16 protein-coding genes and 1 pseudogene are annotated in these 16,339 nt (G+C 58.4%); 11 read left to right on the top strand and 6 right to left on the bottom strand.

What is annotated here, in order from left to right; translation table 11 throughout:
* The first annotated feature begins 38 nt into the window (after window positions 1-38).
* Both ACW9UQ_RS01910 and ACW9UQ_RS01905 read left to right on the top strand, forming a co-directional pair.
* The gene (locus tag ACW9UQ_RS01910) at window positions 39-1,661 is read left to right on the top strand and encodes a thiamine pyrophosphate-binding protein (protein WP_458929302.1); all 1,623 of its coding nucleotides are present in this window, start codon (window positions 39-41) and stop codon (window positions 1,659-1,661) included.
* A gap of 342 nt (window positions 1,662-2,003) precedes the next feature.
* Window positions 2,004-2,213 (top strand): cold-shock protein, encoded by a 210-nt coding sequence (locus ACW9UQ_RS01905; RefSeq protein WP_458929301.1) that lies wholly within the window; start codon window positions 2,004-2,006, stop codon window positions 2,211-2,213.
* A 278-nt stretch (window positions 2,214-2,491) separates the two neighbouring features.
* On the opposite strand, the pseudogene ACW9UQ_RS01900 reads toward ACW9UQ_RS01905, so the two are convergent.
* The 5 genes and pseudogenes from ACW9UQ_RS01900 to ACW9UQ_RS01880 form a co-directional block, all read right to left on the bottom strand.
* Window positions 2,492-3,363: pseudogene (locus ACW9UQ_RS01900) on the bottom strand (DUF3179 domain-containing (seleno)protein).
* A gap of 112 nt (window positions 3,364-3,475) precedes the next feature.
* Window positions 3,476-4,045, bottom strand: coding sequence for a peptidylprolyl isomerase (locus ACW9UQ_RS01895; protein ID WP_458929300.1), 570 nt, complete (start codon window positions 4,043-4,045; stop codon window positions 3,476-3,478).
* Entirely contained in the window at window positions 4,042-4,551 is a 510-nt protein-coding gene (locus tag ACW9UQ_RS01890; RefSeq protein ID WP_458929299.1) for a peptidylprolyl isomerase, read from the bottom strand. Before ACW9UQ_RS01890 ends, ACW9UQ_RS01895 begins: the two co-directional genes overlap by 4 nt.
* Before the next feature lie 77 nt (window positions 4,552-4,628).
* Window positions 4,629-5,126 (bottom strand): pantetheine-phosphate adenylyltransferase, encoded by a 498-nt coding sequence (gene coaD, locus ACW9UQ_RS01885; protein ID WP_458929298.1) that lies wholly within the window; start codon window positions 5,124-5,126, stop codon window positions 4,629-4,631.
* 208 nt (window positions 5,127-5,334) lie between these two features.
* Window positions 5,335-5,772, bottom strand: coding sequence for a CBS domain-containing protein (locus ACW9UQ_RS01880; RefSeq protein ID WP_458929297.1), 438 nt, complete (start codon window positions 5,770-5,772; stop codon window positions 5,335-5,337).
* Window positions 5,773-6,235: 463 nt separating this feature from the next.
* On the opposite strand from ACW9UQ_RS01880, the gene ACW9UQ_RS01875 reads away from it, so the two are divergent.
* The 9 genes from ACW9UQ_RS01875 (at window position 6,236) to ACW9UQ_RS01835 (ending at window position 15,826) form a co-directional block, all read left to right on the top strand.
* A complete protein-coding gene (locus ACW9UQ_RS01875) occupies window positions 6,236-7,816 on the top strand; it encodes a phosphate ABC transporter substrate-binding/OmpA family protein (RefSeq protein ID WP_458929296.1) in 1,581 nt (526 codons plus the stop codon).
* 17 nt (window positions 7,817-7,833) lie between these two features.
* Window positions 7,834-8,883, top strand: coding sequence for a hypothetical protein (locus ACW9UQ_RS01870; RefSeq protein ID WP_458929295.1), 1,050 nt, complete (start codon window positions 7,834-7,836; stop codon window positions 8,881-8,883).
* A 156-nt stretch (window positions 8,884-9,039) separates the two neighbouring features.
* The gene (locus tag ACW9UQ_RS01865; RefSeq protein WP_458929294.1) at window positions 9,040-10,536 is read left to right on the top strand and encodes a CoA-acylating methylmalonate-semialdehyde dehydrogenase; all 1,497 of its coding nucleotides are present in this window, start codon (window positions 9,040-9,042) and stop codon (window positions 10,534-10,536) included.
* 166 nt (window positions 10,537-10,702) lie between these two features.
* The gene (locus ACW9UQ_RS01860; RefSeq protein ID WP_458929293.1) at window positions 10,703-11,290 is read left to right on the top strand and encodes a hypothetical protein; all 588 of its coding nucleotides are present in this window, start codon (window positions 10,703-10,705) and stop codon (window positions 11,288-11,290) included.
* A 121-nt stretch (window positions 11,291-11,411) separates the two neighbouring features.
* Window positions 11,412-11,885, top strand: a complete 474-nt coding sequence (locus tag ACW9UQ_RS01855; RefSeq protein ID WP_458929292.1) for a hypothetical protein — start codon at window positions 11,412-11,414, stop codon at window positions 11,883-11,885.
* A 139-nt stretch (window positions 11,886-12,024) separates the two neighbouring features.
* Window positions 12,025-13,170 carry an acyl-CoA dehydrogenase family protein gene (locus ACW9UQ_RS01850; protein ID WP_458929291.1) on the top strand — a complete coding sequence of 382 codons (1,146 nt, stop codon included), beginning with the start codon at window positions 12,025-12,027 and terminating at the stop codon, window positions 13,168-13,170.
* Window positions 13,167-14,204 (top strand): enoyl-CoA hydratase/isomerase family protein, encoded by a 1,038-nt coding sequence (locus ACW9UQ_RS01845; RefSeq protein WP_458929290.1) that lies wholly within the window; start codon window positions 13,167-13,169, stop codon window positions 14,202-14,204. The genes ACW9UQ_RS01850 and ACW9UQ_RS01845 overlap by 4 nt, the downstream gene beginning before the upstream one ends.
* Window positions 14,201-15,070, top strand: a complete 870-nt coding sequence (mmsB, locus tag ACW9UQ_RS01840; RefSeq protein ID WP_458929289.1) for a 3-hydroxyisobutyrate dehydrogenase — start codon at window positions 14,201-14,203, stop codon at window positions 15,068-15,070. Before ACW9UQ_RS01845 ends, mmsB begins: the two co-directional genes overlap by 4 nt.
* A 6-nt stretch (window positions 15,071-15,076) precedes the next feature.
* Complete coding sequence (locus tag ACW9UQ_RS01835) at window positions 15,077-15,826, top strand: SDR family oxidoreductase (protein WP_458929288.1); 750 nt, start codon at window positions 15,077-15,079, stop codon at window positions 15,824-15,826.
* 300 nt (window positions 15,827-16,126) lie between these two features.
* Here ACW9UQ_RS01835 and ACW9UQ_RS01830 read toward each other — a convergent pair whose 3' ends face one another.
* A complete protein-coding gene (locus ACW9UQ_RS01830) occupies window positions 16,127-16,252 on the bottom strand; it encodes a hypothetical protein (protein WP_458929287.1) in 126 nt (41 codons plus the stop codon).
* Window positions 16,253-16,339: the final 87 nt, after the last annotated feature.

Raw genomic sequence — 16,339 nt, 5'->3', positions numbered from 1 at the left:
CCTGCATAGTGCTTTGAAAAAGTCGAGAGTTCGCCGATATGACCCCTAAAACCCATGTCTATCAGTCCATCGCACGCGCAGTGAAGTACCACGGTGTTGACACGATGTTCGGCCTGATGGGGGATGCAAATCTGTTCATGGTGGACAGCTTTGTGCGGGATTTTGGCGGCACGTTCGTTCCGGCGGCCCATGAAGGCAGCACCATCCTGATGGCAGCGGCCTATGCGCATGTCTCTGGCAGGGTCGGCGTAGCGACCGTCACCCATGGCCCGGCCCTGTCCAACTGTATCACCGCGCTGACCGAAGTGGCGCGCGGCAATAATCAGATGGTGCTGCTGGCGGGCGACACACCAGCCGATAACCCGCGTCACTTGCAGAGCATAGATCAGCGCGAGCTTGTTAAAGCCACAGGTGCCGGATTTGAGCAACTGCGTGCGCCCTCAACGGTTGCCGAAGATGTGGGGAGGGCATTTTATCGCGCACAGGTCGAGAACCGGCCGATTGTCCTGAACATGCCAGCCGATTTCATGTGGCAGGAGGCGGACGAAGAGACGCATGTGCTGGACGTGTTCACAGCTCCCGGCGGGGTGGCGCAGGATGACACACTGGACGATGCCATCGGCATGATCGCCTCGGCCCGGCGGCCTCTGGTACTTGCAGGGGCTGGTGCTGTACCGGCACGCGACCAGTTGATCCGACTGGCAGATCGGCTGGAGGCACCACTGGCCACCACGCTGAAAGCCAAAGGCCTGTTTCGTGATCACCCGTATAACATTGATATATTTGGCACCCTGTCGACACCTGCGGCCTATGATCTGATCGGTCAGTCAGATTGCATCATCTGCTTTGGCACATCGCTTGACGACTTTACCACCGATCGCGGGCGGCTGATGACGGATAAGCGGATCATCCAGATTGACACGGATCCGGCCGCGATAGGTGGCGGATTACACCCGGATGCAGCGCTTGTCGCGGATGCGGGGCTGGCGGCAGAAACCATCCTTTACTGGCTGGATGAGGCAGAGGTTCCGCCCAGCGGTGGCACACGTGATCTGGAAACGGCAGAGCTGACCTCGCATCCGGTCACCCCGACCAAAGCGAAGGATAGCGTGATCAACTATGTCCACGCGCTGAAGCGGCTGGATCAGGACCTGCCCGCGGACCGCATTCTGGTCACAGATGGCGGGCGCTTTATGACCGAGGTCTGGTGCCGTCTGTCTGTGACAGACCCGCAGAGTTTTTTCACCAGCGTGAATTTCGGGGCCATTGGCCTGGGCCTTCAATCGGCGATTGGGGCCGGGATGGCCGCCCCGGATCGTCCTGTTGTCCTGTTCAGTGGCGATGGCGGCTTTATGATGGGCGGCATTAATGAGTTCAACACCGCAGTGCGCCTTGGCCTTGATCTGATCGTCATCATCGCAAACGATTCTGCCTATGGGGCGGAGCATATCCAGTTTGTGGACCGCAAAATGGACCCCAGCCTGTCAGAATTCCACTGGCCGTCGTTCGCTGGCATTGCAAGATCGCTTGGCGGCGATGGGTTTGAGGTGCGCTCGGAAGCGCAGCTGGAAGATGTGCTCAGGGAGCTTCCGACGCGAAAGCGGCCCGTTTTGATCGAGCTGCGGCTTGATCCGATGGACGTGCCCCGCATGCGCATCTGAGGTATACCGGGCGCAACACCCGGCAAGGCGCGGGCGGACCCTGGCCTGACCGAAAAGACGCGGAATTGCGAACGCGTCCGGAAAGAAAAATTCAGGAACGAGGCCTTAAATCAGAAGTCTTGTTTATAACTTTGATCACAATACCGCGATGAACACCAGCATATCCGCACAGTGTCATCACTTATTCACTTGTATTTCCTGACAATATCCCGATACTTCGCCTCGCTACGTTACCACTATCGACCTACTGTCTGCTGCTACGGCCACAGTCATTCGATCTTGCTCTGACCGGCCGGGCTGCCGCAACGACGCGGGCAGCGACCAAAGACAGGAGACATCACGATGGCCAATGGCACCGTGAAATGGTTCAACCCCACCAAAGGCTTCGGCTTTATCGAGCCCGAGGGCGGCGCAAAGGACGTGTTCGTACACATCTCTGCCGTTCAGCGCGCAGGCCTTGTCGGCCTTGACGATGGGCAGAAGGTAACGTTTGAACTGGAAGAAGGCCGCGACGGCCGCCAGTCCGCAACGGATATCGCGCTGGTCGACTGACCCGCGCCACATTGCTGAAACGCGACAGCCCGCGCCGGATCGTCCGCGCGGGCTGTTTTTTACACGGCTGGCCGTCCGCGTTGGGGGCCTGCGAACGACCAGCCTGTCAGCCTCCGGGCAGGCGCTTCTCAGCGTCGCGCCGTGCCGGGATACTGATACAATTTAAGAAGTGACGGTCCACTTCCTCACCCTCTGCGCCAGCAGAGTCCCTACTTTTCTTCACCCAACATCCATATACCATCTTTTTAAATGCATGAAATGTAAAAGCAAAAATAACTTCATGCACAATCGCTTGACCGGACTCGCCTTCCACGCGAACAACAGCAATCGGGCGGCCATCGGTAATAGCGCTTGTATCCAGCGGTGACACCATCACACCATCTTGTCGGATGACAAGCCCTGCCTCGCGGGCAATACGATCCAATGGCCAGGCGCGGTTGCCGACGCGCAACACCCGCGCCAGGGGCGGGATGCCGTGTGGGGGGATTCTCGCCACGATAAAGGAAGGGGCTGTCTGCCGTATCATAGCCGCGATAGGGGTTGCGGCCATAGGTGCGGGCGATCCCTGTCGGTTCCTGCATCACCGGGCCGCCCGGGTTGCGCGCAACGAAGGCCGAGACCGGCTCCATCCAGCTGACCAGCTGTTTCAGGACCGTTCCCTGCAGCGCGCCGATTATGGCCTTGCCTTCAAATTGCTGCCACCAGCTTTCGGTCTGGCGGTCATACATGATCATGTCCGAGAATCGCAGCTTGCCGGTGACGCCGAAATCCAGCACCTGCCCATTGACGCGCCGATCAAAGACGAGCGCTGCGTTACATAAGGGCAGTAGGTGACTGCTACCGGCTGACCGTTGACCGTGTCATTCGCAATCTCGTGCCACATCAGGTAGCGCACGGGATAGGCGCGCTCTGCCGTGCCGGGCAGTGCAACGGTCACCACGGCTTCGTTTGTGCTAAGTTCGTCTGCATCGCCAAACGTCACCTGATCCAGCGCGGGGATGCCGTCCTTGGGCACACCGCCTGATAGGATCTGCGAGAAATCTACAGAGCTGCGGGAAAAATCCGTGTTCGGCCAATCGCGTTGCCAATTCCAGGGGGCCGCAGATTGCGCCCCTGCCTCGACGGGAAAAGCTGCGGCAGCAGCCGTCATCAGTAAAGCACGGCGATTCAGCATAAAAAAAGACCCCTTAACTCATAAAAGCTAAGAGGTCATCGATTGGTAGCCCGTTCTATCCCCCTCACCTCAACGTGAGGGGATGTGATCAGCCGTCAGACTTGATGCGAACGGATTTCATATAGTCAGGCTCGGGCACAGACCCGCCCTGCCCCTGACCACGGGTGATCTGGTCGACCACCTCCATGCCCGAAATCACCCGGCCCAGAACGGTATATTGTCCGTTCAGGAAATGGCCTTCGTCAAACATGATGAAGAATTGTGAGTTGGCGGAGTTCGGGTCCTGCGCCCGCGCCATGCCAATCACCCCGCGATCAAACGGAGTTTTCGAAAACTCAGCCGGCAGGTCCGGCAGTTCAGAGCCACCAGTGCCCGCGCCGCGGCCGTAACCGTCGCGCTTGCCGAACTGGACATCGCCGGTCTGGGCCATGAACCCTTCGATAACCCTATGGAAGGCAACATCATTATAGGCGCCCTCGCGGGCCAGTGTCTTGATCCGCTCCACATGTTGGGGGGCCAGATCGGGCAGAAGTTCGATTTCAACAGTCCCGTTGGCTTTGCCTTCAACCTCAATCACCAGGATGTTGTCGGCATCCTGAGCAGAAACGGGCGCGGCCAAAGCGGTTGCTACAAGGGCAAGGAAAACGCGGCGGATCATTGGACATCTCCTGCGACACGGACCGTCACCATGCGGTCGGGATTTGCGGGGGGTTCGCCTTTGGCAATGGCGTCGACATGCTCCATGCCGGAGGTCACGCGACCAAAGACGGTGTATTGTCCGTTCAGGAAATGCCCCTCAGCGAACATGATGAAGAACTGCGAATTACCGGAATTCGGATTGGCCGAACGGGCCATGCCGACCACACCGCGGTCAAAGGGTAGCTTGGAAAACTCTGCCGGCAGGTCCGGCATGTCAGAGCCACCGGTTCCGGCCCGGCCAGGGTTGTAGTCCTGTTCCATATTGGCGTGCTGCACATCGCCGGTCTGGGCCATGAAACCGTCAATCACCCGGTGAAAGGCAACATTGTCGTATTTCTTGTCGCGGGCCAGTGTCTTGATCCGCTCCACATGCTCATGCGCGACATCGGGCAGCAATTCGATCACCACTTCGCCGTCTTTCAGCAGGATGATCAGGGTGTTTTCTGGGTCGGCGATTTCGGCCATGCACTCCGTCCTTTGGTTGCAATTTGCGACACCATAGGACGCAAACCGGATGGGGGAAACCGCAATTGCGGCAGACGTCAGACTTTGGCGAATTTCGCCAAAACCGCCTCGACCACGGGCTTGGGCGCAAAATGGGTGATGTCGCCGCCCAGCCGGGCGATTTCCTTGACCAGGCGCGAGGCAATCGGCTGGAATTCCGCGTCTGCCATTAGGAATACGGTCTCGATCTGATCATTCATGGCGCGGTTCATGCCGACCATCTGGAATTCATATTCAAAATCCGAAACCGCCCGCAGACCGCGAATAATGACCCCGGCCCCGACCTCTTGTGCGCAGTCGATCAGCAGGTTTTCAAAAGGATGCACCACCAGTTCCACGCCTTGCGCATCGGCCAGCGGTTGGCATTCCGCTTCGATCATGGCGACACGTTCCTCAAGGGTGAAAAGCGGCCCCTTGTCCCGGTTGATCGCCACACCGATGACCAGCCTGTCCACCATAGTGAAGGCACGCCGGATGATATCGAGATGCCCCAGTGTAACCGGGTCGAAGGTTCCGGGATAAAGTCCCACACGCATTGCTGCCTCCCCAAGCTGATTTCGAGGGAAAGCAACAATATTGCGCGGGCAAGGTCAAGCCTCCGTCGCGCAGATTAAAGCGTTTCGAGTTTACCTTGAGACATCACATAAAATCGAAACGCGTACACCATATAGGCTTATCACTGCGTTTCAGGATAATCTTTTGTCTCAGGTTTATCCCGAAACGCTTTAGCAGGGTGTCAGAGGCTTATCCGTGGCCTGCGATCATGTCGGTCAGAGCCGTGTTCTCAAACTCGACCTCTTCGATGCGTCGTTTGACGGCGTCGCCGATGGATATAATGCCAATCATCCGACCTTCATCGACCACCGGCAGGTGGCGAAACCGCCCTTCGGTCATTTTGGCCAACAGTGCGACAACCGTATCCCCGGGACTGGCGGTGATCACATCTGCCGTCATCAGCAGATCAACCCTGTCCTGCATGCATTGCGGACCGCGTCGGCCCAGTTCACGCACGATGTCACGTTCGGACAGCATGCCATCCAGCGCCAGACCATCACCTGAAACGATCAAAGCACCAATGCGCTTTTCTGAAAGAATCTGTGCGGCATTCTGGACTGTGGCATCGGGTTTGATGGTCAGAATAGTGTTTTCGGCTTTCCCGGCCAGTATATGACGTGCCGTCATGGCTTCCCCCTGTAGTTGATTATGTAACCGTGCCTTCGCATGCGACAATCTGTCAAGGTTTTGGGTAACTGACGTCAGATTCGGGCGATCTATGGCTCGGGGGCAATACGGCATGGGCGGCCCATCTAGCGCGGCGCAAGCATTTGTTCGGAACAAAAAAAGGCCGCAATCACACCCTAGAGATAAATTAATCGTAGAGACGCTTCATTATAGTGGGCCACCTGCGTGTCGGCTCAGCTTTTACAGAAAAGGGGAGGGTCGCTTGAAAGAAACGCAACCTGACAAAAAACCGAATATTCCGGCTTAGGCTGGACAAATCCTGAGTCGTTTGCTTTTTCTTCTAACTATGAGTGGCCGGAAGAAACTATACGCAAGTATAGACGGGGAAGTTGAAATAATTCTACCGGCCTACCTACACTGGCGCGCAATAAATGGCGCCGCAATCACGTGAGGGAGTATTTATATGTTAGGCCTTAAAAATGTGCTTGTTGTGATCGCTTTGGCGGCGACGGTCACAGCAACTCATGTCAACGCACAACAGGTGTTGCTCAAGTCCGATGATGGCAGCATGGCCATCAGTGGCGATCTCGCTGAATTTGATGGTCAGACTTACAAAGTTACGACGATCCTTGGCGTTATCGAGATCGATGCACTTCAAGTTACCTGTGAGGGTCCGGGTTGCCCGGCGGTCGAGCAGGAAAGCGCAGGCATGACTGTCGCTGGGGACAAGGATATTCTGGACGAATTGATGCCCCTGTTCACCGATCGGTTTGCCGAGACACTGGGCGGATCTTCGGTCATGAATGCCAGCAGTGATGGCATTAGCGAAGTCATGATCGAAAACGATGCAGGCAAATCGCTTCTGGATATCAAAATCCAGGCTGAAACTGCCAACGCCGGGTTCGAAAGTCTGAGCCAGGGCAACAGCCAGATCGTCTTTTCGCGTCGTGCTGTAGGAGATGATCAATATGCCCGCCTGCAAAGCAGCGGACGCGGCGATATGCGCAGCGATGAGCAGGAAAAGGTCATCGGACTGGATGGCGTTGTCGTTGTCACGTCGAAACGGAACCGCTTGCGGGTCATTGGTGAAGACGCACTGGCCCGGGTCTTTGCGGGTGAAATCACCGACTGGTCAGAACTAGGGCTGCCGCAGGCACCGATCAAGATTTACCTGCAGGACACTGACAGGGCGACAGCCTCATTGTTCCGGGATGTCGTTCTGACCCCTCGCGGCAAGCGCTTCCTAAGCAACATCCAAACAGTATCGGGTGATCGTGCGGTGGACGAGGCCGTGGCTCAGGATCCCACGGGTATCGGGCTTTCGACCTTTTCCAAGACAAACGCAGCCAAGGTCGTTGATATTCGCGGCGTCTGCGGGTTGCAGGTCTCTCCGACCCGCTACACCATCAAGACTGAGGAGTACCCGCTGACCCAGCGTATCTTTGCCTACAAGGATGCCAAAGCGGACAGTCCGATCGTCAGTCGCTTCTTTGAGTTCCTGGACTCAGATGCCGCGCAAGACGAGATGGATCTGTCCAGCCTGGTCGGTCTGGGCGTGTCCTATCAGAACAACAACGAACAGGGTTTGCGCTATCTCTCGGCGATCTTACCGTCTGATGTGGAAGTATCCTTCAATCAGTTGCGCGGCATGTCCGAGCGTATGCTGGCGGCTGATCGCATGTCGGTCACATTCCGCTTCGAGTTTGCCTCTTCGCAGCTTGATGCCAGAGCGCGCGAGGATATTGATCGTCTGGTACAGGTGCTGATCACGGGCGATTTTGAGAACAAGGAAGTTCTGCTGGTCGGCTTCACCGATGCCATTGGCGAGGCCTACAAGAACCAGTCCCTCAGCGAGCGGCGTGCCGATTTCGTCCGCAATGCCCTGATTGAGGCAGCCCCTGCAGGCAGTCTGGATCAGATCAAAGTTGAAGCTTTGGGCTTTGGCGAGATTTCACCGGTTGCCTGTAATCAGAGCGATAACGGACGTGCGATTAATCGTCGTGTCGAGGTTTGGGTACGGGACGTCGTCAGCGCGGCTAAGTAAGGGAATGAATGACTATGATGCTCAAGACTCTCCTGACTGGCGCGGTATGTGGGGTTGTCGCGCTAACAAGCCTTGCGGCCCCTGCGGGCGCGCAACAGGCTGCGATACAGCCTCATGTAGACGCCTGGCTTGCCGGTGGCGACGAGGAACCGCTGACGGCTCTGGCCGATGCGGCGGCCGGTGGCAACAGTGCGGCCCAGGTCCTGCTGGGCCAAATCGACAGAGACACGGTTCCGGGCGGTTCGTCCGACTATCTGCTGTCCCTGTCGGATAACGAGCGTGATCACTTGCTGCGCAAGGGCATATCGGAAAACCGCACCATCAGCTGGTTGTTGGCGATGGATGATCCATCCAAGCAGGCGCTCAGCAAAGCACTGTTCGGGTATCGGATTGCCCTGGAGCCGATCCAGGATTCTTTGGCCCTGCAGCAATCGAACGAAATCCTTGCGGCGCAATATGTCGCCTGGACAACCCTGGACAATGGGCGCTTTGATCTGGTGAACACCATCCCGCCAAACACGCCCGGCCTAAGCGATGCAGGATTTCTGACCTGGATGCGGGATTATGTCAGCCAGCCCAACAAGGTGATGAACACCCGCCGTTTGCTGGATGATACCAACCCGGCCAAGGTCAAGGGATTGCTGGCGATCAACCGCATGGCGCGGATGATGAACCTGGATCAGTTTATGTCGGACGAGATCAAGGATCTGGTCACCGTCCTGCACGGCCGGCGCTATGCCCTGTCCGAAGATGCGGATCCCATCAGTATCCGCAATACGCTGATCGAGCTGGCGAAATATGATGCACCGTTGTCCATTCTGACCCGGCTGTGTGCCAGTTGCGAACAGGGCGAAATTGATCCGGACTGCATCAGCCAGTCGCTTGATGTGATCCGGGGCTATCGCACACTGCTGTCAATCCGCACCCCGACGGAGGCGGTTATTCCGGCTGACGACTACTTTGCCTCGGACCGGGCGATGATTACGCTGCGTCAGGCCATTCGCAGCAATGTCGGCTATTATCCACGCAAGATTGAAAGCACCTGCGTCGCATCTTTCGCGCAATAGCGCGCGAAAAAAGGATTACCACGACCAAGACCGCGTCAGCCCACTGACGCGGTCTTGGTATTTTATAACGGTCACTTTTGTCGCGTGTTTTGGCCTTCCCCACCGTCAGGTGATCCGTTAGCGTGCCGCCGAAACACTGAAAGTAAGGATCACGGGATGGAAGAACTTCAGCATTACATCAACGGCAAACGGGTCAGCGGTACATCGGGCCGCTTCGCAGATGTCTTTAACCCCGCCACGGGCGAGGTTCAGGCCAAGGTCGGTTTGGCCTCAAAGGCCGAATTGGACGCCGCAGTCGCCGCCGCCAAAGCCGCGCAGCCTGCATGGGCTGCCACCAACCCGCAACGCCGGGCCCGGGTCATCATGAAGTTCGTCGACCTGCTGCACCGCGATATGGACAAGCTGGCCGAGGCGCTAAGCCGGGAACATGGCAAGACCTTCCCCGATGCTAAAGGCGATGTGATCCGCGGGCTGGAAGTGGCCGAATTCTGCATCGGCGCACCGCACCTTCTGAAAGGTGAATTCACCGATGGCGCCGGGCCAGGCATCGACATGTATTCGATGCGCCAGCCGTTGGGTGTTGCTGCCGGTATCACCCCGTTCAACTTCCCCGCTATGATCCCGATGTGGAAATTCTGCCCCGCTATCGTGGCCGGTAACGCCTTTATCCTCAAACCGTCCGAGCGCGATCCCTCCGTGCCGCTGATGCTGGCTGAACTGATGACCGAGGCCGGGCTGCCCGATGGCATTCTGCAGGTGGTCAATGGTGATAAGGAATCCGTGGATGCGATCCTGGACAACCCGGATATCGCTGCCATCGGCTTTGTCGGCTCTACCCCGATTGCGGAATACATCTATGGCCGCGGCTGTTCGAATGGCAAGCGCGTGCAGTGTTTCGGTGGTGCTAAGAACCACATGATCATCATGCCGGACGCCGATCTGGATCAGGCCGTGGATGCGCTGGTCGGGGCTGGCTATGGCGCGGCTGGTGAACGCTGCATGGCGATCTCGGTCGCTGTGCCGGTGGGCGAAGAGACCGCCGACCGCCTGATTGAGAAACTGGCCCCCCGGGTCGAAAGCCTGAAGATCGGCCCCTACACCGCCGGGGACGACGTCGATTTCGGCCCGCTGGTCACAGCCGAGGCAAAACAGCGCGTGCTGGGTCTGGTCGATAGCGGCGTCGATCAGGGCGCAAAGCTGGTGGTTGATGGCCGGGACTTCACCATGCAGGGCTATGAGAACGGCTTTTTCGTCGGGGCCTGCCTGTTCGACAATGTCACCAAGGACATGGATATTTACAAACAGGAAATCTTTGGCCCTGTTCTGTCGACCGTCCGCGCCAAAACCTATGACGAGGCCATCAGCCTTGCCATGGACCACGAATACGGCAACGGCACCGCGATCTTCACCCGCGATGGTGACACGGCCCGCGACTTCGCAAACCGGATCAATATCGGCATGGTTGGCGTCAATGTGCCGATCCCTGTGCCCCTAGCCTATCACACCTTCGGCGGCTGGAAGAAGTCCGGCTTCGGCGACCTGAACCAGCACGGACCCGACGCGTTCCGCTTCTACACACGGACCAAAACCGTCACCTCCCGCTGGCCTTCGGGCACCAAGGAAGGCGCCGAATTCGTCATTCCGACGATGTAGTAGACCAAGCGAGGACCGAATAGGGACTTGATGACCAAACACAGCCTGCGCAGAGAAGGATCCTAATCTGAACGATCATGCGATAATCCGGATATACGACCAACGCCTTCAGTTTCGTGCCCTTCGACTGACTGCACCTGACAAGGCAACATTTGTCGCGCATCCAATGATCCATATCGCGGATCAATCATTTTATGATCGCATCTCTGCGCAGGTGAAAACCTACGACGCCATTCTGACCGAGGGCGTTCGTGACAAAAAGCTCAGCGCAACTGTTAACGAAATATACCAGCGCTCGGTCGGTGGAAAATCGGGGCTGAGTGTTCAACCCAGCTTCGATAACGCGCATGCATCCACATATGGCGGCGACTTGGACGGCGCTGCGTTCTCCCGGCTTTGGGGCCGAGTTCCCAGGCTGAGAAAAGCATTGATCTTCAGCTTCATGTCTGGCGTCGCGCGATTACAAAGAACGCGCTGGTTTCGAAGATGGATGCTGGGCTCAAACATGGACATTGAGGGCTCCGTCTCGCTTGACAAGCTGCTGGGCAGCGCAGCGAAACAGGCGATTATTGACGAACGCAACAAGGCTTTGTTCCACAACTGCGAACAGATGATTGAGGGCTGGGCCGGATACACAATTGGGGTCATCTGGGGGGCCGTGCATATACCCCCGCTTGCGGAGGTTCTGGTAGGCAAGCACGGGTATGGATCGCAATATCTTGAATGGACAACCGTTTTCGCAGCCAATGACTGACATGTACGTTTGTCATAAACTACTGTCGCCGGATGAGCCGTTACGTCACCAAGTGTTGCAATAATTGAACCCACTCGCGCGTAAAACGACCTATACTAGACCCTGATATGGGAGTTTTGCCATGAAACATCTGATATGCGCCCTTGTGCTCGCCCTGCCCCTCGCCGGGCCTTTGACTGCGCAAAGCGGCGGTTTTCCCGTGTTTGGCCCCAGTGCTGAACGGGAAGCATTCTTTGAGGCACAGCGGCAGGAGCGGATTAAACGTGAGGATGATCTGCGTGAGGCGCGACTGGAACAGATGCGTCTGGCTGCGCAGGAGCGTATTGCAAAAGCCGAAGCAGAGGCCGAGGCCGCAAAGTCCCGCCGCATGGCGGCAGGCTACGGATGCTGGCCGGTGCCGGTTTATGACGCGGTGATTGTCGGCGACGGGCTGACCGTTGCGCCGGTCGATCTGAGTGCCTGTCGGACGTTGCATTGGTGGCCGCGGTACTACAGCACCCGCACCTCGCTTGATCTGCATTTCGGCGAAGACGGGTTTTCCGGCAGCGGCAGCTTCGTCACGCCAGGTCTGACTGTCAGCGTCGATGTCGACTGACGGGCGTGCCCCCTGCCCGAGGCTGGAATAAAACCATAGACGAACCGCGGCGGGCAGAAAGTCCTTTCCTGCCCTTGCCGATCCTGCGCACAGCGCTAATCTGGCGCCGATCAGAAACGGCCCGGAGTGCAGAGCGACCATGGATTTTTCCTTCAGTGACGACCAGCGTGCGATCATTGATCTGGCGCATGATTTCGGCCAGTCGGCCATCGCCCCTTATGCCCTGGACTGGGACCAGCAAGGCACCATGCCACGCGAGGTTCTGAGTGCGGCAGCAGAACTGGGTCTGGCGGCGATCTATACGCCCGAGGATAAGGGCGGCACCGGTCTTGGCCGTCTTGACGCTGTACTGATATTTGAGGAACTGTCCAAAGCCTGCCCCAGCATCGCAGCCTTTCTGTCGATCCATAACATGGTGGTCAACATGGTCGCCACACTGGGGACGGATGAGCAGATTGACCAATGGCTGCCGGGCCTGATCTCGATGCAGACGGTTGCCTCTTATTGTCTGACAGAGCCCGGCTCCGGCTCGGACGCGGCGGCGTTGAAAACCCGGGCGGACCGCACCAATGAAGGCTGGACGCTGAACGGAACCAAGTCCTTTATCTCGGGCGGCGGGTATTCCGATCTTTATCTCAGCATGGTGCGCACCGGGCAGGATGGCCCCAAAGGTGTCTCCGCCCTGCTGGTCCCCAATGGCACCGATGGCCTGTCCTTTGGCAAGAACGAGGTCAAGATGGGCTGGCGCGCGCAGCCGACCTCTGAGGTGCGGTTTCAGGACTGCAAGGTCGGCGCCGAGGCCCTGCTGGGCGAGGAAGGTCAGGGATTTGTCTATGCCATGCAGGGGCTGGATGGCGGGCGGCTGAACATTGCGGCCTGTGCGCTTGGCGGGGCGCAAGCCGCGCTTGACGCCGCCTTGCGCTATGCCGGAGAGCGTCAGGCCTTTGGCGGGCCGATCGACCGGTTCCAGTCGCTGCAATTCAGGCTGGCGGATATGGAAACAGACCTGCAGGCTGCGCGGGTCTTTCTGCATCAGGCCGCATGGCATTACGATCAGGGCTCCGCAGATGCGACGAAGCGCTGCGCCATGGCCAAGCGTCTGGTCACGGATGTCGCGTTCCGCGTGGCCAATGACGCACTGCAGATCCATGGCGGCTATGGCTATCTGGCGGATTACGGCATTGAGAAAATCGTCCGGGATTTGCGGGTTCACCAGATCCTGGAAGGCACAAATGAAATCATGCGCCTGATCATCGCGCGCGACATGCTGAAGGCCCGAGGATGAGCGATATCGACATTCGCGTGACCGGCCAGGCAGGCCGGATCACCCTGACCCGCCCCGGCGCGCTGAACGCGCTGACCTATGACATGGTTATGGCCATAGAGGCCGCTCTTGATGACTGGGCCGCCACTGACGCCGTCAAGCTGGTGGTGATTGATGCGGAGGGCGAGAAAGCCTTTTCCGCCGGGGGCGATATCACCGAGATGTACCGAACCGCCTCGACCGGAGATTTCGCCTATGGGCGTAAATTCTGGCGGGACGAATACCGCACCAACGCGAAGATCGCGACCTATCCCAAGCCTTACATCGCCTTCATGCAGGGCTTTACCATGGGGGGCGGTGTCGGGGTGTCCTGCCATGGGTCCCACCGGGTTGTTGGCACCACCTCTCGTATTGCCATGCCGGAATGCGGGATCGGGCTGGTGCCGGATGTCGGCGGCATGCTGTTGCTGGCCCGGGCGCCGGGGCATCTGGGGGAATATCTGGGCACGACCGGCACGAGGATGCGTGCAGGGGATGCGATCCATGCCGGGTTTGCGGATGTCTTTGTGCCCGAAACCGACTGGCCCGCGCTGATCGCGCGGCTGGAACAGACCGGCGACGTGCAGGCGATTGCTGAGGCGGCGCAGCCAGCGCCCTCTGCTGCGCTGGCAGAACAGCAGCCCCTGATCGACAAGCATTTTGGCCATCCCAATGCTACGGATATCCTGCAGGCTTTGCCCGATGATGACTGGGGCCGCGACACAGAAAAAGCGCTACGGCAGAGCTGCCCGCTGTCGGTGGCGTGTACGATTGAGCTGGTGCGGCGGGTGCGGGGCCTTGGCACGATCGAAGATGCCTTGCAGCAGGAATATCGCTTTACCCATCGCAGCGCGTCGGATGGCGACTTTGTCGAAGGCATCCGTGCCGCGGTGATCGACAAGGATCGCAATCCGCGCTGGAGCCACGCCCGCACCGAGGACGTGACACCCGACGAGGTAGCGCAGATGCTGGCCCCGCTGGGTCAGGACGAATTGTATCTGGGAGGAACGACATGAAGATCGGATTTATCGGGCTGGGCAATATGGGCGCGCCGATGGCCAAAAATCTGGCCGAGGCCGGGCATCAGGTGACAGGCTTTGACGTGGCCGGCGTCACGGTCGATGGCGCGGCCAGCGCATCTGCCGCCGCAGAAGCCGCCCGCGATCAGGACGCCGTGATCACCATGCTGCCGAATGGCGATATCCTGCGCAGCGTTGCCGCTGAGGTTGTGCCTGCGATGCGCAATGGTGCGGTTTTCATTGATTGCTCGACCGTGGATGTCGAAAGTGCTCGGGCAGCTGCCGCGCTGGCCAATGAGGCGGGACTGCTGGCGGTTGACGCGCCGGTCTCTGGCGGGATTGGCGGGGCGCAGGCGGGAACCCTGACCTTCATGGCGGGGGGCAGTGATGACGCTTTTGCCGCGGCCAATCCCCTGTTTGAGATCATGGGCCAGAAAGCGGTGCATTGCGGGGCGGCGGGGGCCGGTCAGGCCGCCAAGATCTGTAACAACATGATCCTTGGCATCTCGATGCTGGGCGTGTGCGAGGCCTTTGCCCTGGCCGATAAGCTGGGGCTGGATGCGGGGCGGCTTTATGATGTTGTTTCGACCTCGTCCGGGTCCTGCTGGTCGGTGAATAGTTATTGCCCGGTGCCGGGCGTCGGGCCGCAAAGCCCTGCGGATAACGGCTATACGCCCGGTTTTGCAGCAGAACTGATGCTAAAGGACCTCAAGCTTAGCCAACAGGCAGCCGAGGCGGCAGATGCCGCAACCCCAATGGGCCAAAAAGCCACGGACCTTTATCAGGCGTTTGTCGACGACGGCGGAAACGGCAAGGATTTCTCTGCCATCCTGCCGCTGCGGCGCGGCCAATCGCGGGGCTGATCGGGAATGGCACCATCACCTAAGACACTGCTGATCAGCGGCGGCTCGCGCGGGATCGGGCGCGCAACGGCGCTGGCCGCGGCAAGGCAAGGCTGGCAGGTGGCGCTGACCTATGCTTCGAACCGGCAGATGGCGGATCAGACCGTGCAGGAAATTGAGGCCATGGGCGCGCGCGCCCTTGCACTGCAGGGCGATGTGACGTCAGAGCAGGACGTCATCCGCAATTTCGATGATACGCTGCAAGCTTTCGGCAGCCTGCAGGCGGTGGTGGTCAATGCAGGGATCGTCGCGCCATCACTGCCGCTGGCTGACATGCCGTTGGAGCGACTGCAAACGGTGTTAAACACCAATGTGCTGGGGGCTTTGCTATTTGCGCGCGAAGCTGCCCGCCACCTTAGCGGGACGCCTGAGGCAACCGCCTCTATAGTGACGCTGTCTTCGGCGGCGGCGCGGCTTGGCTCGCCGTTTGAATACGTCGATTACGCTGCCAGCAAGGGCGCGATTGATACGCTGACGCTGGGGTTGTCGAAGGAATTGGCCCCAAATATCCGGGTGAACGCGGTGCGGCCCGGGCTGATCAAAACCGATATCCATGCAAGCGGCGGTCAGCCGGATCGGGCGCAGCGGCTGGGTCAGGCCGTCCCTATGGCCCGGGCGGGTACCGCTGATGAGGTAGCCGACACAATTCTATGGCTGTGCAGCGATGCGGCGTCTTATATCACCGGGGCGCATATTGATGTCGCGGGCGGACGCTAAAGCGTTTCGGGATAAACCTGAGACAAAAGATTATCCTGAAACGCAGTGATAAGCCTATATGGTGTACGCGTTTCGATTTTATGTGATGTCTCAAGGTAAACTCGAAACGCTTTAGAGCTTAAAGCGTCATGCGAAAAGCCTTACTCATCTAACGCTGCCTGAAATCATAGATTTCAACGCGTTAGATGGTGCGTGATGTCTAAGGTATTTCGCGAGACGCTATAAAAAGCAAAAGGCCATGCCTGATACACCGGCATGGCCTTGGAACACGTGTTTTCTCCAACCCGTGAAAGGGTCAGGTCAGCCGTCAATGTAGGACGCAACGACCTGTTCAAACTCACCCTTCTCAATCTCTTCCTTGTGCATGCTGACGAATGTCGCAACCACCGCACACAATACAAATCCTAACGCAGCAACTTTGTCCATTTCACCACATCCCAAAATTTTGCGCCCCGACTTGGTTAATGAATGCTAACCATCTGGGGCGGGAATGAGGCGCGATCAGGACATTTC

The organism is Halovulum sp. GXIMD14793 (assembly GCF_054457435.1).
Note: the sequence above shows the minus strand (reverse complement) of the source record. Positions and strands in the feature narration are given on the sequence as shown.